We start from the raw sequence: 19,349 nt of genomic DNA, 5'->3' as shown, positions 1-19,349 counted from the left end.
GGACTAGTGGGAGGTGGGTGAGAGACGGTGCCGATCGTTCCACACTACCCGTCGGACGAACCCGACCCGGACCGGGAGCGTCGTGCGCCGGACATCGGCGAGGTAGTCGACCGGATTCTCGACAGAGACGACCCGTCGCCGGTCGTCGCGGCCGAGTGACCCGTACGTCGGGACACTCGGGCGAACTCTCGAGACGTTCGGGAGTGTCGCGTAGCGTCACCGGTGGACGCCGACGCGTGCCGCTCGGCACGGCGAGCCACCCGGGGCGTGACGAGTCGAAACGCTTAGCAGTCGAGTCTGGCAACGCGAGGGTATGCGAAAGCTGATCGTCCGCGGCAACCCGGGGATCAGGCGCGACGCCGTCGTGGAGTACGACGGCGAGGAGCTCCACGTCTTCTCCATCCAGGTCCAAGGCGAGTTCCACGGCCCCGAGGAGCCGCAGTTGTGGTGTACCGTCGGCTCCGAGGACGAGCGCGAGGCCTTCGAGAAACGACAGTTCGTCCCCCACTGGCTCGACGTCGAGAGCGTCGACGCCGAGGCGCTCACCGTCCTGAAGGCGGGCAGCGAACTGAACGTCTGACGCGGCGCACTCCGACGCCAGACCACTTCTCGGTGCCGGTCGCGTCCCCCGCCGATCAGTCTCGTCTCCGCCGACTCACCGCCGGTAGCGTCGGCCGTCGATCGCCGTCGACTCACCGTCTGTAGCGTCCGCCACCGCCCGCCGCCGACTCACCCGTCGGTGTCGGGGAGTTCGCTCCGGTCGACGCGGTAGAGCACGACGCCCTCCTCGGCGACGACCCGTTCGATTCCCGAGATCGAGTCGAACGCGACCAGGTCGGTCCCGTAGCGCCGCCGTTCGGGCGGCCCGACCCAGACGTACGACACGTCGTACGCGCGGATCGTCGCCACTGCCGCAGTGCGGTCCGTGTACGCGGCGTCCACGTCGCGGACCCGCGAGCGGTACGTCGTCAGCCCACGGTAGCCGACCTCGTGGTTCCAGCCGGCGACCGTCGGCACCCCCGAGAGACTCGCGACGGGGTTGGACTGCCAACTGTACGCCCCCGGTGGGTTCCCGAAGCCGCGGCCGGGGTACCACGACGTGCCGGGCGCGGACAACAGGACCGGCGTCCCGGGCACGTCCGCGAAGTACTCCAGCCCGACCGCCACGCCGGGACGGAAGCGAGCGACGTGTGCGGTCGCGTCCAGCGTCGGTTCCGTCGGGTAGTCGAACGAGATCGCACGCGACGGCTCGCGCTCGGGGTCGCCGACGGTGAAGTGGTCGGGCACGGTCTGTGCCGGGTAACCCGCGACGGCACCGAGTGCGAGGACGACGACCACGACCGCCACCGCCCGTCGCACGCCGGCGCTGGGCCACACCTGTGGCGTCTCCACGCGCCGCACGAGCGCCGCGAGCGCGACGCCCGCGGCTGGCGCCCAGATCGCCCACACCTGCGAGTACGTCTTGAACACCGTGTTCATCCGACCGGGACCGGCCTGTTCCTTCAGGTACACCACCTCGACGAGGAGCACGAGTCCCGCACCACCGACGAGCAGCGCCGTCTCGAACCCGCCGCGACCGACCCGCCCCGCGATCCACCCGCCCAGGAGGAGTGGGCCGATCAAGACGAGCGCCGGGAGCGAGAGCCACCCGCCGACGAGCGCGAGTACGACACCCGCGAGCACCAGTTCTCCGGGCCGCTCGTCGCCCAGCCGGTCGAACAGGTACCCGACGAACGGGACGACGAACACCCAGTGGACGAGCAGCAAGGCGCCGAGACCGCTCCGCTTCCCGGCCGCCCACAGCGCCACCTCACGTTCGCTCCCGGAGCCGGTCGCCGCCAGCAGGAACGGCGCCGCGAGTAGCGCCGCGAGCACCCCCGCGCCACCCACCAGTGCGGCCGCGACGACCGGCCGCGCCAGCTCCGAGCGCAGCGACTCGAACCCCGCCGTGCCGGTCGTCGAACGCGTCGCGTTCTCCCCCGACGCCGTGGTCGCGCCCGACGCCGCGGTCGCGCCCGACGCCGCGGTCGCACTCGACGCAGTCGTCTGTCCGTCACCACCGCCGCCGTCTGCGGCGACGCCGGTCTCCGTCTCGGAGCCGCGTGCCCCGAGCAGTCGATCCAGCGGCGCCCGCACCGCGGTGGGCAACAGCGTCCGCGGTGGCGTCGGCGACAGCGCGAGCCCGAGCCACGCGAGCCCGAACACGGTCGGGAACGCCCACGTGTGGACGACCGCCTGGAACGCGCCGACGACCGGCACGCCACAGAACAACAGCACGCGCCGACGGGTCGTCTCCTCGGCGCCCGTCCGGTACAGCGCGAACGCCAGCGCCGCCGCGAGCAGGAGGAACGTCGGCCCCATCATGTGGGCGTGGAGGTCGCCGTTGAGGAACCCGAACAGCGGGAACTCGTTGATCGTCCCGTCGATCACGCGACTGGACTGCCAGTACCGATTGAACGGGCCGAGTTCCGTCCCGACGGACTGCGCGAGGTTCGTGTCGGTGTACGGCTGGAACACGCCGAGCACCGCCGACTGCACCGACTCGGGGAGTGCTCGGACCGCGAGTCGACTCCCGGTGACGGCGTTGCCCGCGAGGCCGACGACGAACGCGGCGGCCCACGCGGCACCGCGGCGGCCGTAGCCACGTGCGGCCGCGACGGCACCCGCGAGGTCGAAGGCGGCGGTGACGTACGTCGCGAAGAACGTCGCCATCGCGAGGTTGTACACGTACCGCGGCGCGGTGCCGGTGAGCAGTCCCAGCAGGTGACTCACGAGGTGGCCACCGTAGTAGTACCGCACTCCCTCGCCGGCGAACCAGAAGTCCTCCGGCGGGAGCGTGTCCGCGCGGGCCAGCGCCTGCAACAGCCCGAAGTCGAGGAACTTCTCGCCGGCCAGCGCGTACACCGCCGGGTCCGCCGCCCGGACGGCCGTCATGAACCCGAACGACAACAGGAACACGGCGACGACCTCGGACAGTGCCGTCCGCCGGAGCCGCGACCCGTCGACCGGGAGCCCGGCCGCGACCGCCGCGAGGAGTGCTCGCGGCCCGACCGAGCCGTCCTGGCCGCCACCGGCGGTCGCCAGTCGATCACGCACCCGGTCGCGGTCGAGCCCGACGAGTCCCGACACCGCCGCGAGGACGACCAGTCCGGCGAGCAGCGACGGGTAGCCGTAGGCGACACGGCCGACCCAGAACGCCGTCACGCCGAGCGCGAGCAGTGCGACCGGCAGTGTGAAGCCGAGACCGGCCGTCGGCCACCGGGAGAACAACCGCGCCGCCAGCGGTGTCGCCAGCGCCGCCAGCACCGCCAGCGCGGTCAGCCACACGAGAACGAGCCCGTACTCCATCGGTCGTACACGGCGTGGCACCGTACAAGGTCCTTTCGACCGCGTTCGTCGCGTGCGAGGGAGGGGAGACTGGTGGGTCGCGTGGCGTCAGTGGCCGTACGGTGGGTCGCGGTCGACCTGGCGAGTGAACGGTGACGGTGTATCGACTCGAAACCGGTTCGAGACTGCCCGAGACGGCCCAACAGCGACGACACGCTCGTCAGCCACGGAGTCCCTCCTCGGCGATCCGGTCGATCACACGCTGCCGGCGTGTCCGGAGGTCCTCACGTTCGTCGGCGAACCGGGCCTCGATCTCGCGTTCGAACGCCTCGAAGGCCCGTCTGTCGCCACAGACGAGTCGTCCCGAGACGGCGTCGTGTGCCACCTCCAGTGGCAGTGCCTCGACGTCGGAGACGTCGACGAACGGGCGGTCGTCGCGCTGGAGGGCACCCGCGAGACGACACCGCTCGTGGAACCGCTCGTTCGCCGAGAGATTGTCGGCGAACTTGACCGCGAGATCGAGGTCCGACGCGTCTGTCGCGTCGCCAGAGACCTGCGAGCCGAACACCACCGCGAACTCGACCGTCTCGACGTCGCGGAGCGTCTCGCCCAGCGCGGTGAGAACGTCCGCCTCACTCCCGGTCTCGTCCATGTTCGAGTCGACGGCAGTTCGGCACAAAATCGTTCCGCCGCGGGCGACCGCGCCCGGGACACATCGACGACCGCGCCCCCGCCCGAGTGCGTTCTCTACCGCTCGTCGATCGGCACCCACTCGCGGTCCGTCTCGCCGACGTAGCGGGCACGCGGACGGATCAGCCGGTTGTCGTCGTACTGCTCCAGCACGTGGGCGATCCAGCCGCCGACTCGCGAGAGTGCGAAGATGGGCGTGTAGATGTCGACCGGGATGCCCATCTGGTAGTACGTCGACGCGGAGTAGAAGTCCACGTTCGGAGCGAGTCCCTTCTCCTCGGCCATGTACTCCTCGATGGCGACGCTCATCTCGTACCACTTCGTGTCGCCGGCCGCCTCGCCGAGGTCCTCCGACTGTGCGCCGAGGATCTTCGCTCGCGGGTCCTTCACGTCGTACACGCGGTGGCCGAAGCCGGCGACACGTCGGCCGTCTGCCAGCGCCTGCTCGACCCACTCGACGGGGTCCTGCTCGGCGGCGTCGATCTCCTGGAGCATCCGCATCACGTTCGCGTTCGCGCCGCCGTGGAGACTCCCCGAGAGTGCGCCGATCCCGGAGGTGACCGCGGCGTGGAGGTCCGCCAGCGTGGAGGCGGTCACCATCCCGCCGAAGGTGGAGGCGTTGAGTCCGTGGTCGGCGTGGAGCACGAGCGCCTGGTCGAACACGTCCGCCGTCACCTCGTCCGGCTCCTCGCCGTTCAACATGTAGAGGAAGTTGGCGGCGTGACTCAGATCCTCCCGCGGAGCGACCGGGTCCTCGCCGTCGCGAGCGCGGGCGAACGCCGCCAACGCCGTCGGCAGTTTCGCCGTGATCCGGCGTCCCTTCCGGACGTTCGCGTCGGCGTCGGTCGGGTCCGCGTCGGCGTCCGCGTCGTACGCCGACAGCATCGACACCGTCGTCTGCAACGCCGCCATCGGGTCCCCGCCACGTCGACCCAGCGTCGTCACCGCCTCCAGCACGTCGTCGGGCAGCGACCGCTCGGCGGCCATCGCGTCTGCGAACGTCGCTAACTCCTCGCTCGTCGGCAGTTCACCGTGCCACAGGAGGTACAGCGTCTCTTCGTAGGAGGCCTCCGCGGCGAGGTCCTCGATGGTGTAGCCGCGGTAGACGAGATTCCCCTCGCTCCCGTCGATGTAGCTCAGACTCGACTCCGCCACCAACACACCCTCCAGCCCTCGCTTCAGTTCGTCGGACATACCCGCCACGTTCCCGAGGGCCGTCAAAAAGCGTTACCGTTCCAGAGACACCCGTCGAACCGGGGCGAGATCACCAGACTGCGCCGACCCAGCTGGACCGAGTGGGCCGCGAACACGACCGTCGTCACCCTCGTGGTTCGACGGTCGTCGATAGCTCGTCGCGACGCTACGTGACACTCGCGGTGGCGGCGACACGCACATTCGGTGGTGGCGGCGACACCGCCGACCGCTCACGCCACCTCGTAGGTGACCGCACGACCGCCACAGTTCCCACAGCGTCGCGCCGTCGTCGCGAGGTTCCGACCGCAGTGGCGACACTCCCTGTGTGTCGCGGTGTCCGCCTCCCGTCGATCGCCTGGACCACGCTCCCGACCGTGGTCGTCGTCGGCCCGGTCCGGTCCACGTCCGAACAGCCCCAGTGGCACACCCATACCTCACTGTGTGAGAGACCGTGACATATAGTTTGGCACGTGACGGATCCGTGAGAGGAGGACGGTCCGAGAGAGACCAGTCGGGGGACTGGTCCGGCTCGTCGTGTGGTGGTCTCGTGTCAGTGTCCGATCAGAACACTGCCGTCCGGTGGTTCGCGGACGCAGTTGGGACCGGTCGTCGACGGCAGCGGGGGGACCGGTCGTCGACGGGGAGTACCGATCAGCCGTCGACGCCGACCGGGACCTCGCCGCCGTCTCCGTTCGAGGGTGGCGTCCCGGCACCGTCGGCCTCCTCGGCCGCGGCGGCGGTCTCCAACAGCTCCTGGTACCGGTTGCGGATCGTCACCTCGGAGATGTCCGTCACCTCGCTGACCTGCTTCTGTGTGAGGTCCGCGTTGGTCAACACGCCCGCCGCGTACAGTGCGGCGGCGGCGAGTCCGACCGGCGACTTCCCGGAGTGGACCGCCGCCTCCTTGCCGGTCGCGAGCAACTCGCGGGCCCGCCGCTCCGTCTCGTCGGACAGCTCCAGCTTCGAGGCGAACCGCGGCAGGTACTCCGCCGGGTCCGCGGGCTGGACCTCCAACTCCAACTCCTTGACGATGTAGCGGTACGCCCGCTGGAACGTCTCCTCGTCCACACGGGAGACGCGTGCCACCTCGTCGATCGACCGGGGGACTCCCGCCATCCGCGCGGCGGCGTGTAACGACGCCGTCGCGATCCCCTCGATGGAGCGGCCGGGGAGGAGGTCCTCCTCCAGCGCCCGCCGGTAGATCACGCTGGCCGTCTCGCGGACGTTCTCCGGCAGGCCCAACGCGGAGGCCATCCGCTCGATCTCCCCGAGCGCCTGCTTCAGGTTCCGCTCGCTGTGGTCGGAGGTGCGGAGGCGCTCGTTCCACGTGCGGAGCCGCTGCATCTTCTGGCGCTGGCTCGCCGACAGCGTGTTGCCGTAGGCGTCCCGGTCCTGCCAGCCGATGTTCGTCGAGAGTCCGTGGTCGTGGAGCATGTTCGTCGTCGGCGCCCCGACCCGACTCTTCTGGTCGCGCTCGCTCGAGTCGAACGCGCGCCACTCCGGCCCGCGGTCGATCTCGTCCTCTTCGACGACGAGCCCACAGTCGGCACAGACGGTCTCGCCGTGGGTCGCGTCGTTGACGACCGTCCCACCACACTCGGGACAGCGGTCTCGCTCGTCGGCCGTCTCCACCTCGGTCGCTTCTGCAGTCGTCGTCCGGTCGCCGTTCGCCTCCGTCTCGTCGGCAGTCGTCGTCCGGTCGTCGGTCCGCTCCGGCCGCTCGCGGATCCGCTCGCCGCCGTCCGTCAGTGGTGGACCACCCGGTGCGCCACCACCTCCCTCCTCGGGGGCTACGTCGTCGTGTTCGTGCGTCTCCACGTCGGTCCCGCCCGCGCCGGTCTGCCGACCGTCCGTTCGAGTGTCTCGTGTCATGGTGTGTAGTCTCGTCGTGGTGAGAACCGGTCACCACGACTACCTTCACCTCTACTTAGTGCTCGCAAGTTTATAAACCTTTGTCAGTCGTGTGTCCTACGTCACCGACCTGTCCCACCGACGGGGACGAGACTCGACACTGGACTGTGTGTATGAACCCGTCGGTCTCCGACGGACAGACCTCCACCGAGATCGATCTCGGGCCAACGACGCGGTGTCCGTCGCGTGAACTATCCGACGAGCCGGGACGGGATGCAACCAACTCGAATCTCGGATACTTCGGCTCGAACCGGTCACCGTGAGTAGAGATGTCTCTCGTTCGTTCACGTCGTAGACATTCTGAATGTCCACCCACTTTCGAAACCATCGTTAGAGAGATAGTTGCCGAAGAATTCGAATGTTCGACAACTAACAAGCGTCTAAATACGATAATATTAAACTACTCCCACGCAGCGTGGGGTGTATGTCTCAGGACGCACGTCACGAGCCACCGAGTGTAGACGGGCCCGTCGAGACCGGGTCCAGCATCAGAGTCCCGTCGATGTCCGCCGTCGACCGCCGTGCGAGCGTGACGGATCTCGGACTCGACTTGAGCGACGAGATGCGTGAGGAACTGTTCGACGCCGTCTCCGAGACGGAGCTGTCTCCCCGGATCCGAGAGATCGTCGAGGGCGACGGGATACTCGGCGACCGACAACTGTACCTCTGGAAGTGGCTCTCGCACATCTTCGGCGAGCCACTGACGCTGAGCACCGTCCCGGAGGAACACTTCGAGGCTGCCCACGAGGCGAAGACCCTGGTGTCCATCTACATCACGCTCGTCGACGACGCCGCGGAGAAGCTCGGCGACGAGGCGACCTTCTGGGAGTTGGCGAAGGCGCCGTACCCGACCGCACGGCCCGACTGGGAGCGCGACGACATCGACGAGGACTACCCGAAGAGTACTCGCCAGGTGTGGGAGGCGCTGATGGACCGACTGGAGTCGGCGCCGCGGTTCGAGGAGTTCGTCGAGCCGTTCCTGTTCAACCTCCGACAGGCGAACCAGGGGATGGACTACGCGCGTCTCTCGGCGGACTACCCCTCGTTCATGAACCCCGAGGAGACGTGGTACTTCGAGACGCAGGCCATCGGGCTGTACACGTTCTGGGGGATCGACCTGATGTTCTCCCCGGCGTTCGACCACGACGACTACCAGGCGTTCCGGCGGGTCACCTACGAACTCCAGCACATGTGGCGGCTGGGTAACTGGATCATCACCTGGGAGCGAGAGGTCCACGAGCACGACTACAGTGCCGGCGTGATCGTCGAGGCGCTCCACCAGGGTGTGATCGACGAGGCGGACCTCGACGCGTTGGACGCCGGCGAGCTGTCGCCGGAGGCGGTGATCGACCGGATCAGAGCCGCCGGACTCTCCGAGCGGTTCACCTGGAACTGGAAACAACGGCGCGACCGGCTCCGAGAGCGTGACTTCGGGATGTCGTCGCTCGACAGCTCCGAGATGGTCGCCAAGATGGAGTGGCTCATGCAGAGTCACTTCGCGACAGAGGGGCACCGCTGACCGCCGAACCTGCCGGAACCAGCCCACCGTCGACCTGCGAGAACGGTCGGTGACCAGTTGTGTGTCACAGAGTGGCACGTGATACCAACACCGAAGAGAGTTGTAAGCTTCTGCGCTAAATTTATGTCTCTAGAAGGGAGAGTTGCGGTCGTGACGAGCTACGATCCCGACTCGGAAGTCATCGGCCGCTACCCGCTCGCGACCGTCCAGAGTGCCGGCGAGGTGTCGCGGGTGTTCGAGAAGAAGGCACGCGAACTGTTCAGCGAACACCTCGGCGAGTTAGACGCCGAGACGTGGTACACGACCGACGACGTGGTCGCCGCGTACCAGAGTCTCGGCGAGGAGGTTGGCGAGGCGACGATGCGCGAAGGGGGCAAGGAGTCGGCGAAGGCCGTCGAGTGGCCGCCGGAGGTCTCGACCCCGATGGAGGGGCTCGGTGCGCTCGCCGCGATGCACAAGGAGGCGTTCCGGAACAGTAGCCGCGAGTTCCCCGCCGGGAAGTACACCTTCGAGTCACTCGGCGCCAGTCGCGCCCACGTCGGCGTCACCGAGGACTACCCGTTCACCGTCCCGCACGCCGAGGGCGTGTTCGTCGGCGTCGTCCAGGATCTGAGTGACGCCCAACCGTCGATCCAGTCGGCCGAGCCCGAGCCCGACGAGCAGGCCGCCTTCGAGATCTCCTGGTAGTCCCCCGCCCCGTCGGTGACGCGCTCCGACACACCGTGGGAGCGACTCGCGACGCGGCGGTCAGGCTCGGTCTCGGAACCGGAGTTCGAGCGGTCGGTCCGGGACCGCCGTCAGGCTGGCGAGCATCTCGAACTCCTCGGTGACGCGGTCGAACGTGAAGGCGTCGGCGAACGCCGCGACGACGAGTTTCGCCTCTGCCCGTGCGAACCGCTCGCCGATACAGCGGCGGGGGCCGGCTCCGAACGGGAAGTACGCGAACGGGTGTCTGTCGTCGTCGCCCGCGAACCGCTCGGGCCGGAACGTCTCGGGATCGTCCCACCAGCGGTCGTCTCTGTGGATCACACACTGTGGGAGGTACACCACGTCACCCTCGGGGATCTCGTAGGGGCCGATCTCCACGTCCGCCGTCGCCTCCCGGAACAGCGAGTGGGCCGGCGAGTAGATTCGCATCGCCTCGTCGATCACCTGCTCGGTGTACGACAGTTCCCGGACGTGCTCGGGGCCGGGGAACGCGCCGTCCAACACGTCGTCCAGTTCCGTCTGGAGGCGGTCGACCACGTCGGGTGCGTCCGCCAGCAGGTAGAGCGTGTACGCCAGCGTGAGCGCGGTCGTCTCGTGGGCCGCGAACAGCAGCGTGATCATCTCGTCGCGGATGCGCTCGTCCGTGTACGACGCCTCGTGGTCGGGTCCCATCGCGACCAGCATCGAGAGGAGGTCCTCGCTGTCGGCGTCACCGTCGCGGTCTTCGATCATCCCCTCGATCAACTCCGTCATCTCCGCGAGTCCCTGGTCGAAGTTCGACTCGACGGACTCCGGGACGGAGCCGGCGGTGGCGGACTCCATGAACCACTCGTTGATCCGTTCTGCCGCGCGTCCGATCGCACCCTCCTCGTCGGTCGTCCCGCCGAACAGCGTCTCCAACATCACCTCCATCGTCAGGTCGGTCATCAACTCGCGCACGTCGACGACCTCCCCGTCGGACCGGGCTTCGACTGCCGGTCGGACCACGTCCTGGATCGTCTCGCAGTACGAGATCACGCGGTCGGGCGTGAACGCGGGCTGCATCGCGCCTCGTTGGGCACGCCACTCCTCCCCGTAGACGTTCACCAGTCCGTTCCCGAACACGGAGTCGTACGCGCCGTACTTCACGTACTGGTCGTCGTCCTCCAACAGCACGCGCCGGACGTAGTCCGGGTGGACGACGAGGTGGTGGTTCTCCTCGGGCCCCGTCATCGTGACCACGTCTTCACCGTCGCTCCACTCCCAGCGCCGCTCGAAGGGGGCCTCGCTGTACTCGGCGAGCGTCCCCACGACCGGCGGTCGTTGGTCTCCCGTCGACATGGGGCCGAGTCGGATCACACAACTGATAGTATTTTGGAAACTACGGAAGATAGTCGGAAGTAGGGTTCTCACCACCGTCGTGTCCGAATCTAGAGGGGAGTGTCGAGTGCGTACCGCCGCGGGGTGGGGGCACTACTCCAGGTCACGGTCCTCGCGGGCACCCCACGGGCCGCCGTCGTCGCTGCCGCCGGTCTTGAACACGCCGCGAGCGCTGGCGACGTGGGTCCCGTCGACGCTCTCGACGCGCACGTCCGCGCTGGCGACGCTCCCGCCGTCCCGGACCACGTCCGCCTCCGCGCGCAGGTCGTCGGTCGCGGGGGCGTGGTAGTCGATCCGCATGTCGACCGTCGGCGTCGGTCGGTGGTGGAGGGAGATCACCGCCGCGCCGCCGACGGTGTCGGCCAGCGCGTACGCGACCCCGCCGTGTGCGACGGGTCCGGAGGGGACCGTCGTGTGTTCCTCCGCCAGTTCGAGTTCGGCGACCGCGTGGCCGTCGGCTGCCTCGACGACCTCGATGCCCATGTGCTGGACGAACGGGAGGTCGTTCAACAGCGCCGCGACACTCACCGCCGCTCACCTCGCGTCTCGTCGCCGGCGACGGCCTCTGGAACGTGACTCGGTCTCACGGCCTCACGTCGGAGCGGCCGGCGGAAATGTCGGGCGGTTCCGGTCGGCGCGAGTGGGGACGCCGTCGCGCCGGAGGTGTCGAGGTCCCCCCGGGGCGACGACGGAGACGGACGACTCGCGGGTGACGCGGAGGGACGACTCGCGGGTGACGCCGACACTCACTCCGCGACGAGTCGACAGCGGTCGTCGTACGCGAACTCGTCCAGCGACGCGACTGGGTCGTCGCCACAGACGGGACAGTCCGGGTTGTGCTCGTAGGCGACCGTCTCGGTCGTCAGGTCGGCGGCGTCGTAGAAGAGGAGCCGGCCGACGAGCGGGTCGCCGTGGTCGACGAGCAGCTTCACCGCCTCCGTCGCCTGGAGCGAGCCGACGACACCGGGGAGGACACCCAACACACCCGTCTCCGCACAGTTCGGCACCTCGCCCGGCTCCGGCGCGGACGGGAACAGACACCGGTAACACGGCCCCGCCGGGTGGAGCGTCGTCACCTGTCCCTCGAAGCGGTAGATCGCGCCGTGGACGACCGGGAGCGACCGGAGCCGCGCGGCGTCGTTGAGGACGTACCGCGTCCGGAAGTTGTCGCTGGCGTCGACCACCAGGTCGTAGTCGGCCAGCAGGTCCTCGACGGTGTCGGTGTCGACCCGCGTCTCGTGTTCCACGACGGTCACGTCGGGGTTGAGATCGCGGACGAACGCGGCCGCCGAGGCCGTCTTCGAGCGGCCCACGTCGGCGTCGGCGTGGACCACCTGTCGCTGGAGGTTCGACCGTTCGACGACGTCGTCGTCCGCGATCCCGAGCCTGCCGACGCCCGCGGCCGCGAGGTACTGGATCACCGGCGAGCCCAGGCCGCCGGCGCCGACGACGAGCACCGCGGCGTCCAGCAACGCCGCCTGCCCCGCCGGCCCGACCTCGTCCATGATGACGTGGCGGCTGTAGCGGTCGAGTTGCGTCGCGTCGAGTGCGAGGTCGCTCACGCAACCCGCTCGGCGGGCGAGGCGAATAAACCGTCCGGGGTCGTGGCGGGGTGATCCGAGTCGCCCGGGTCGTCTCCCTCAGAGCAGTCGTCACGAGCCGTCTAGTGCCCGTTCGCGTCCGTGTCGGCGACCTGCCGCATCCGTGCGGGGCCGTCCACCTCCTCGATCACGTCGACCACGGGATCGGGGACGTGTTCCCGCCAGTCGTCGCCGGCCACCATCCGCGAGCGGAGTTCCGTCCCCTCCAACACGTCGCGGTCGAACATCGGGGTCGTCCGGACCTCCACGCCCGCCTCGCGGAACAGACGCACCACCAACGGGTTGTTGGAGTACGCCACCTCGAACTGGGGACACATCGACCGGACGTGACTCACCCAGACGGCGTTGCGGTCCAGGTCTTCGATCGGGACGGCGTAACTCGTCACGTCGAACTCCGCGACTGCCTTCGTCACCATCATGATCCGCTCGCCCGCGGTGAAGGGGTTCCGCTGCGTGTGCGACTCCCCCGCCGAGCCGATTCCCAACACCAACTCGTCGACCTCGTCCGCGATCTCCGCGACCATCTGGTGGTGTCCGTCGTGGTACGGCTGGAAGCGGCCGATGTAGAACCCCCGCATCGTGCCCGGACGGTTCCCGCCGACGATTTATAAGTACGGCGGCATCGAGCGGCCGCGAGCGACTCGGCAGAGAGCGCCGCTACCGTCGGATTTCGGTCGGGAGCGACCAGTGCGAGTCGGGAGAAAGTATATCAGTTCACGGCACTACTCACACAGTACGGAACGTTCTATGAGCAACGACAACGACGACGGTCGGGAGGACCCCCACATCGTCGACGACCCAGCCGGGAACGGTGTCGGTGGGCCGGCCGACGACGGGATCGGCGACCCGTCGGTCGGCACCTCGAACACGCCCTCCGACGAGGACGCGGACATCGAGGACCTCGGCAGCGACGTCGAGATCGACGCCGAGATCGACGAGGACGCCGAGGACGGGCTCCTCGGCGGCCTCCAGATCGACTCGACGGACGACATCCAGGTCCCCGAGCGCCTGGTCGACCAGGTCATCGGGCAGGAACACGCCCGCGACGTGGTGATGAAGGCGGCCAAACAGCGGCGCCACGTGATGATGATCGGCTCGCCCGGGACCGGGAAGTCGATGCTGGCGAAGGCGATGTCCGAACTCCTCCCGCCGGAGGAACTGCAGGACGTGCTCGTGTACCACAACCCCGACGACGGCAACAACCCGAAGGTGCGGACGGTGCCGTCGGGGAAGGGCGAACAGATCGTGGAGGCCCACAAGGAGGAGGCCCGCAAGCGCAACCAGATGCGGAGCTTCCTCATGTGGATCATCATCGCCGTCGTGCTCGGCTACGCGCTGATCGTGGCCGGGAACGTCCTCTTGGGGATTCTCGCGGCCGGCGTCATCTACCTCGCCTTCCGCTACGGCTCTCGCGGGAGCGACTCGATGATCCCGAACCTGCTGGTCAACACCGCCGACGAGACCACGGCGCCGTTCGAGGACGCCACGGGTGCCCACGCCGGGGCGCTGCTGGGCGACGTGCGCCACGACCCGTTCCAGTCCGGTGGGATGGAGACGCCGAGCCACGACCGCGTCGAGGCCGGCGCCATCCACAAGGCCAACAAGGGCGTGTTGTTCGTCGACGAGATCAACACCCTCGACATCCGGTCCCAGCAGAAGCTGATGACCGCGATCCAGGAGGGTGAGTTCCAGATCACGGGCCAGTCCGAGCGCTCCTCGGGGGCGATGGTCCAGACGGAGCCGGTACCGACGGACTTCGTGATGGTCGCGGCCGGGAACCTCGACGCGATGGAGAACATGCACCCGGCGCTCCGCTCGCGGATCAAGGGGTACGGCTACGAGGTGTACATGGACGACACCATCGAGGACACCCCGGAGATGCGCCGGAAGTACGCCCGCTTCGTCGCCCAGGAGGCCGACAAGGACGGGCGCCTGCCGAAGTTCGACCGCGGCGCCATCGAGGAGATCATCCTCGAGGCGCGTCGGCGTGCGGGCCGGAAGGGCCACCTCACGCTGGAGCTGCGGAACCTCGGCGGGCTCGTCCGCGTCGCGGGCGACATCGCGCGGTCCGGCGACGCGCCGGAGGTCACTCGCGAGCACGTGCTGGAGGCGAAGGGCCGCTCGCGGTCCATCGAACAGCAGCTCGCGGACGACTACATCGAGCGCCGGAAGGACTACGAGCTGCAGGTCTCGGACGGCTACGAGGTCGGCCGCGTCAACGGGCTCGCCGTGATGGGCGAGGACTCGGGGATCATGCTCCCGGTCATGGCGGAGGTCACACCCTCCCACGGGCCGGGGGAGGTAATCGCAACCGGGAAGCTCCAGGAGATGGCCGAGGAGGCCGTCCAGAACGTCTCGGCGATCATCAAGAAGTTCTCCGACGAGGACCTCTCGGAGAAGGACGTCCACATCCAGTTCGTCCAGACGGGACAGCAGGGTGTCGACGGTGACTCGGCGTCGATCACGGTCGCGACGGCCGTGATCTCGGCGCTGGAGGGTGTCGGCGTCGACCAGAACCTGGCGATGACGGGGTCGCTGTCCGTGCGCGGCGACGTGCTCCCGGTCGGTGGGGTGACCCACAAGATCGAGGCCGCCGCCAAGTCCGGCTGTGACACGGTCATCATCCCGCAGGCGAACGAGCAGGACGTGATGATCGAGGAGGAGTACGAGGAGATGGTCGACATCGTCCCCGTCTCGCACATCTCCGAGGTGCTCGACGTGGCACTGGAGGGGGAGGCGGAGAAGGACTCGCTGGTCGACCGCCTCAAGAACATCACCGGCTCCGCGCTGGAGGCCGCAGACACGGGCGACGTGTCCGGACCCTCCAGTCCGAGCCCGCAGTAACCCCGCTCCCCGTTCCCGAGCGAGGTGTCGTGTGACGCGTTGGACCGCTTTCTCCGGGATCGTCGTCGTGTTGCTCGGGCTGTTACTCGCACTCACCAGGAGCTCTGCCGCCTTGGTCGGCGACGGACCGAGCGGGCGGTTGGACGACCCGTCGGAGAGACCGGTCGACGGTGGGTCGAACGTGTCGGCAGCCGCCGAGGTCGACGGCAGTCCACGGATGGACGACGACTCCGGCGGTCGCGTGGCGGTGCTGCGGGACCGACTCGCCGGCGACGAGCCGACGGACCCGTTGTCCGGCCCCGGCGGGACCGAGCGGACGACACTCTCGGAGTCCGACTACCCCGACCCGCAGGACTACGCGGCCGGTCCGCCGACCGAGAGGGCCGGCTACGACGAGCGCGACACGGGAGAGAGCCCTGCAGTCGACCGGACGGGGGACACGCGCGACCCGGTCGACACGACGGGTGGAGACGGACGCGGTGGCGCGTCGACCGACGCGTCGCAGTCCGACGACGCGGACCGGCGAGCGCCGGCGGCCGACGACCCGACTCGGGCGTCACTCGACGACGACCCGACTCGGGCGTCACTCGACAGTGATCCGACGCGGTCGACACCGACCGACCGGACTGGTCCGGCCGACCGCTGGCGCGACCCCGAGGACAGCCGTGACCGCTGGACGGACGACGGCGGGACGCCGGTCGACCGGTGGGGTGACGACGACCGGGATCCGGAGTTCCCACCCAACTCGACCGGCGAGTCGACGGGGGACCGCGAGGAGGACGCGACGGCGAGCGAGTCGACGGGGGACCGCGAGGAGGACGCGACGGCGAGCGAGTCGACGAGGCGGCCGCGGACGGGGAGCGACGAGCGGCGGCCGGAGACCTCCACGCGAGTCCCGTCGAACGAGTCGCGTTCCGGTGTCGACGTGAGCGACGGGCCGGTCGGCAGTACGCCGGTGAGCGACGCCCCGGTGAGTGACACACCGGTGGGTGACGGGCTGCCGAGCGACACTCCGTTCGGCGGTGCTGGGCCCGTGGTCGACGGCGAGACGGACGCGTTCGACCCACCGATCCCGGCGGAGCGGGACGGCGTCACCGTCGGGAGCCGACAGCTCTCGACGCGAGTCCTCCTGTTGAACGTCGCCGGCTCGCAGTTGTTGTTCGCCGGACTGCTCGTCTCGGCCATCGTCTTCGCGGGGGTGCCGGCGGCGACGCTGGGACTGGTGCCGGTGGCGACGGGACTCGACCTCGCGATCGGCGTCGTCGCCGGGATCGGCCTGTGGGTCGCCAGCGAGTCCGGCGGACGACTGGGCCAGCGGTTCGGGATCGATCCGGCGGAGGCGCTCCGTGGTGCACTGGCACCGACGACACGTGGCGAGTGGTGGCTGTTGTTGGCCGGGGTGTTGCCGGTGATCGCGCTGTTCGAGGAGTTGTTGTTCCGCGCGGTGTTGGTGGGGGCCTTCGCGGCGGGGTTCGCGGTCCCCGTCTGGCTGCTCGTCGTCGCCTCCTCGGTCGCGTTCGGCCTCGCACACAGCGCACAGGGAACCGCCGGGATGGTCGTCACCGGACTCCTCGGCGCGGTGCTGGCGGGCGTGTTCGTCCTCACGGGGAGCTTCCTCGCCGTCGTCGTCGCCCACTACCTCGTGAACGCGCTGGAGTTCGTGGTCCACGAGGGGCCGGCGAGTCGACTCCCGGCGGAGTGACGACCGCTCACTCGGCGGTCACGCGCGCCAACTCGTCGACGGCGCCGTCGAACGCCGCGGCGGCACGGCGGTACGCCGACCGCTCGGTCGGGTCGACTCCGAGTCGCTCGAAGGCGGCGAGTGCGTCGTCGTGGCCGGTGTGACGGAGAAACGTCCGGTAGTCGGCTGGCGCGAGCGACCCGTCGGCGAGTCCCTCGACGGCCGCCACCGCACCGAGAACACCGAGCACGTACTGGTGACCGGTGTAGGCGTCGCGGAGGCCACCGCCCAACCAGTCGCGGCCGTCGCGGTCCGCGGGCGGCTCCACGACCGGGTCGAAGCGCTCGGCCACCTGTCGGTTCGCCGTGCGGGCGCGGTCCGAGGTGAGTTCCTCTCCGTCGGCGACGATCTCCGCGAGCCGGTGGCCGAAGGCGGTGCTGCGGGCGTTCCGGTAGAGGTTCCCGCCGAGCAGTTCCACGCGCCGCTCGCGGGCGGCGTCGGCCAGCGGGCCGCCGAGTGTCGTCAGGTGGTCCGCCAGCAGGAGTTCGTGGACGAGTGAGGGGACCTCCGAGACGGGGACGCGATTGCACGCGTACCGCGTTGGCCCGTCGGTGTGGTAGGAGACGTTGGCGGCGTGGCCGAGTTCGTGTGCGAGGAAGAACGTCGTCCGGACATCCTCGCGGAAGTTGGCCAACACGTACGGTCCGTCGGCCGGCGAGGCGGGGCACGCCGCCGGGATGTCGGTCCGCTTGTTCGCCGTCGGGAACACGTCGACGCGCCGCTCGTCCAACATCTCGTGAACGCGGGCGACGTAGTCGTCGCCGAGTGGCTCCAACGCGGTCAGGACGTGATCCGTCGCCGTCTCGTACGACGGGGTCGGGTCTGCGTCGACCAACGGGACCCGCGTGTCCCACGGACGGAGCGTGTCGACGCCCAGGCGGTCCCGTCGCAGCCGTCGGGCGCGGTCGTACGGGTCGCGTTCGGCGACGACCGCCTCGACGAGCGTGTCGTGGACCGACTCCGGGAGTGCACTCTGGACGCCGGTCGGCGGGTACGAGTCGGCGGCCAGCGAGGCGGCGCGGTGGGAGTCGTACCCGCGGACGGTCGCGGTCGCCCGGGCAGCCTTCAGTTTCTCGCCGACGGCACGGGTGAGCGTGTGCTCGAAGCGGTCGAGTTCGGACCGGATCGTCTCGTACACTCGTCGTCGGTAGTCGCGGTCGGGCTCGCGGAGTTCGTCTTGGACGTTCCCGATCCGGAGTTCCGCCTCGGTGCCGTCCGGTCGGTCGACGGTGCCGGGATCGAGGTCCTCCGTCGTCACCGCACGGATCGTCCGTTCCGCGGCACCGAGCGGTTCCTCGACGGTCGCCACCGTCTCCTCGACGGCCGGCTCGCGGGTGTGACGGCCTCGACGCCGGAGACTCTCGGCGTACGGTCGGTAGTCGGTGGGGACGACGGTGGTGTCGTCGCGGCCCTCGTCGAGTGCGTCGACGAGTGCCTCGAACCGCTCGTCGTTGAGGGCGGCGAGGCGGCGACAGACCGTGGCGACGGCCGGGTCGAACACGGTGTCGAGGTCGCGGTTCGCGCGCCGGAGGTCGGCGGCCGCGTCGTCGCCCGTGTGGACGTAGCCGTACAGGGCAGCGTACAACCGGAGACTGTCGCGCGTCCGGTAGCACGCGGCGGTCGCGTCGAGCAGGCTCCCGAGTGCGGCCGGTGTGTCGAAGTCTCGGCGTGCGGTCGTCTCGAGGTCGGCGACCCGCTCGCGGAACGCGTCGGCGGCGCGGTGCCACGCCGCGGGGTCGTCGTAGATGCGCGTCAGGTCGAAGCGGTACTCGGGGTCGATCTCGGCTCGTGGTGGGAGACTCACGTGTGGCTGTGGTGGTGCGGGGGCGGCGGTGAGAGCGACTCTCGTGACGCCGTCGGGTCCGTCGGGGGGAACCCGGAGACGCGTCGGCGGCGACCGCTCTCGCCACCGCCCGGTCCAGTCGGTCGTGGGCGGTGCGAGTGCCGTGAACGGCGGACCGTTCAGGAGAGAGAGCGGGTCATCGGTCGCCTGCAGTTGTCTCTCCGTGACCGGCGCACCACGTGAACCCACCGGTCGCGTGTGGTGGTGTCACACGGGTCGCACACTGCAGTCGGAGAGGCGGCTCCCCGTCGAGACCGCGACCCCGCACCCGCCGCACAGCCCCGTTCGCCTTTATAGGCTCGGTCACGTAGGTGAGTTCGATGTCGGAACTCGTCCTCTACGAACTGGAAGGCTGTCCGTACTGTGCGAAGGTCAAGAACAAGCTCGCCGACCTCGGGTTGGAGTACGAGTCGGTGATGGTCCCGCGCTCGCACGGCGAGCGCACCGAAGTCGAGGAGATCAGCGGCCAGACCGGTGTGCCGGTACTCGTCGACGAGGCCCACGACGTCGAGGGGATGCCCGAGTCCGACGACATCGTGGCGTACCTCGAGGAGACGTACGGCGAGAGCGCCGCGTAGACGACCACCGCGCGACTCTCGACTCGACGTGACA

General features: G+C 69.2%; 17 protein-coding genes. 7 read left to right on the top strand and 10 right to left on the bottom strand.

Annotated features, from left to right (window positions below; all coding sequences use genetic code 11):
• Positions 1–27: 27 nt before the first annotated feature.
• The gene (locus RYH80_RS06215) at positions 28–159 is read left to right on the top strand and encodes a hypothetical protein (RefSeq protein WP_370902984.1); all 132 of its coding nucleotides are present in this window, start codon (positions 28–30) and stop codon (positions 157–159) included.
• Between the two features lie 154 nt (positions 160–313).
• Entirely contained in the window at positions 314–580 is a 267-nt protein-coding gene (locus tag RYH80_RS06210) for an HAH_0734 family protein (RefSeq protein WP_370902983.1), read from the top strand.
• Positions 581–729: 149 nt separating this feature from the next.
• Here RYH80_RS06210 and RYH80_RS06205 read toward each other — a convergent pair whose 3' ends face one another.
• The 5 genes from RYH80_RS06205 to RYH80_RS06185 all read right to left on the bottom strand — a co-directional run bounded on the left by RYH80_RS06205 (position 730) and on the right by RYH80_RS06185 (position 7,083).
• Positions 730–3,348 (bottom strand): DUF2298 domain-containing protein, encoded by a 2,619-nt coding sequence (locus tag RYH80_RS06205; protein WP_370902982.1) that lies wholly within the window; start codon positions 3,346–3,348, stop codon positions 730–732.
• A 199-nt stretch (positions 3,349–3,547) separates the two neighbouring features.
• A complete protein-coding gene (mntA, locus tag RYH80_RS06200) occupies positions 3,548–3,979 on the bottom strand; it encodes a type VII toxin-antitoxin system MntA family adenylyltransferase antitoxin (RefSeq protein ID WP_370902981.1) in 432 nt (143 codons plus the stop codon).
• 95 nt (positions 3,980–4,074) lie between these two features.
• A complete protein-coding gene (gene citZ, locus RYH80_RS06195; RefSeq protein WP_370902980.1) occupies positions 4,075–5,211 on the bottom strand; it encodes a citrate synthase in 1,137 nt (378 codons plus the stop codon).
• A 230-nt stretch (positions 5,212–5,441) separates the two neighbouring features.
• Positions 5,442–5,642, bottom strand: coding sequence for a hypothetical protein (locus RYH80_RS06190; protein ID WP_370902979.1), 201 nt, complete (start codon positions 5,640–5,642; stop codon positions 5,442–5,444).
• A 220-nt stretch (positions 5,643–5,862) separates the two neighbouring features.
• Entirely contained in the window at positions 5,863–7,083 is a 1,221-nt protein-coding gene (locus RYH80_RS06185; protein WP_370902978.1) for a transcription initiation factor IIB, read from the bottom strand.
• A gap of 463 nt (positions 7,084–7,546) precedes the next feature.
• On the opposite strand from RYH80_RS06185, the gene RYH80_RS06180 reads away from it, so the two are divergent.
• Both RYH80_RS06180 and RYH80_RS06175 read left to right on the top strand, forming a co-directional pair.
• On the top strand, positions 7,547–8,641 hold the full coding sequence (locus tag RYH80_RS06180; RefSeq protein WP_370902977.1) for a hypothetical protein: 1,095 nt from the start codon (positions 7,547–7,549) through the stop codon (positions 8,639–8,641).
• 150 nt (positions 8,642–8,791) lie between these two features.
• Entirely contained in the window at positions 8,792–9,328 is a 537-nt protein-coding gene (locus RYH80_RS06175) for a hypothetical protein (RefSeq protein ID WP_370902976.1), read from the top strand.
• A gap of 60 nt (positions 9,329–9,388) precedes the next feature.
• Here the strand turns inward: RYH80_RS06175 and RYH80_RS06170 are convergent, their stop codons facing one another.
• The 4 genes from RYH80_RS06170 to RYH80_RS06155 all read right to left on the bottom strand — a co-directional run bounded on the left by RYH80_RS06170 (position 9,389) and on the right by RYH80_RS06155 (position 12,887).
• Positions 9,389–10,669 carry a cytochrome P450 gene (locus tag RYH80_RS06170; protein WP_370902975.1) on the bottom strand — a complete coding sequence of 427 codons (1,281 nt, stop codon included), beginning with the start codon at positions 10,667–10,669 and terminating at the stop codon, positions 9,389–9,391.
• A gap of 132 nt (positions 10,670–10,801) precedes the next feature.
• Positions 10,802–11,236: a PaaI family thioesterase gene (locus RYH80_RS06165; RefSeq protein ID WP_370902974.1), complete on the bottom strand. Its 435-nt coding sequence runs from the start codon at positions 11,234–11,236 to the stop codon at positions 10,802–10,804.
• 218 nt (positions 11,237–11,454) lie between these two features.
• Positions 11,455–12,270 carry an SAMP-activating enzyme E1 gene (gene ubaA / locus RYH80_RS06160; protein WP_370902973.1) on the bottom strand — a complete coding sequence of 272 codons (816 nt, stop codon included), beginning with the start codon at positions 12,268–12,270 and terminating at the stop codon, positions 11,455–11,457.
• A gap of 101 nt (positions 12,271–12,371) precedes the next feature.
• Entirely contained in the window at positions 12,372–12,887 is a 516-nt protein-coding gene (locus RYH80_RS06155; protein ID WP_370902972.1) for a nicotinamide-nucleotide adenylyltransferase, read from the bottom strand.
• 169 nt (positions 12,888–13,056) lie between these two features.
• Between RYH80_RS06155 and lonB the strand changes: the two genes are divergently transcribed.
• Together lonB and RYH80_RS06145 are read left to right on the top strand one after the other, a co-directional pair.
• Positions 13,057–15,153: an ATP-dependent protease LonB gene (gene lonB / locus RYH80_RS06150; RefSeq protein WP_370902971.1), complete on the top strand. Its 2,097-nt coding sequence runs from the start codon at positions 13,057–13,059 to the stop codon at positions 15,151–15,153.
• A 31-nt stretch (positions 15,154–15,184) separates the two neighbouring features.
• The gene (locus RYH80_RS06145) at positions 15,185–16,855 is read left to right on the top strand and encodes a CPBP family glutamic-type intramembrane protease (protein ID WP_370902970.1); all 1,671 of its coding nucleotides are present in this window, start codon (positions 15,185–15,187) and stop codon (positions 16,853–16,855) included.
• 7 nt (positions 16,856–16,862) lie between these two features.
• Here RYH80_RS06145 and RYH80_RS06140 read toward each other — a convergent pair whose 3' ends face one another.
• Positions 16,863–18,698 carry a M3 family oligoendopeptidase gene (locus RYH80_RS06140; protein WP_370902969.1) on the bottom strand — a complete coding sequence of 612 codons (1,836 nt, stop codon included), beginning with the start codon at positions 18,696–18,698 and terminating at the stop codon, positions 16,863–16,865.
• Positions 18,699–19,057: 359 nt separating this feature from the next.
• Between RYH80_RS06140 and RYH80_RS06135 the strand changes: the two genes are divergently transcribed.
• On the top strand, positions 19,058–19,315 hold the full coding sequence (locus tag RYH80_RS06135) for a glutaredoxin family protein (RefSeq protein WP_370902968.1): 258 nt from the start codon (positions 19,058–19,060) through the stop codon (positions 19,313–19,315).
• Positions 19,316–19,349 lie beyond the last annotated feature (34 nt).

It is taken from the genome of Halobaculum sp. MBLA0147 (assembly GCF_041361345.1).
In the GTDB taxonomy this organism is placed as follows: Archaea; Halobacteriota; Halobacteria; order Halobacteriales; family Haloferacaceae; genus JAHENP01.
This window is presented reverse-complemented; position numbering and strand designations above follow the sequence as displayed.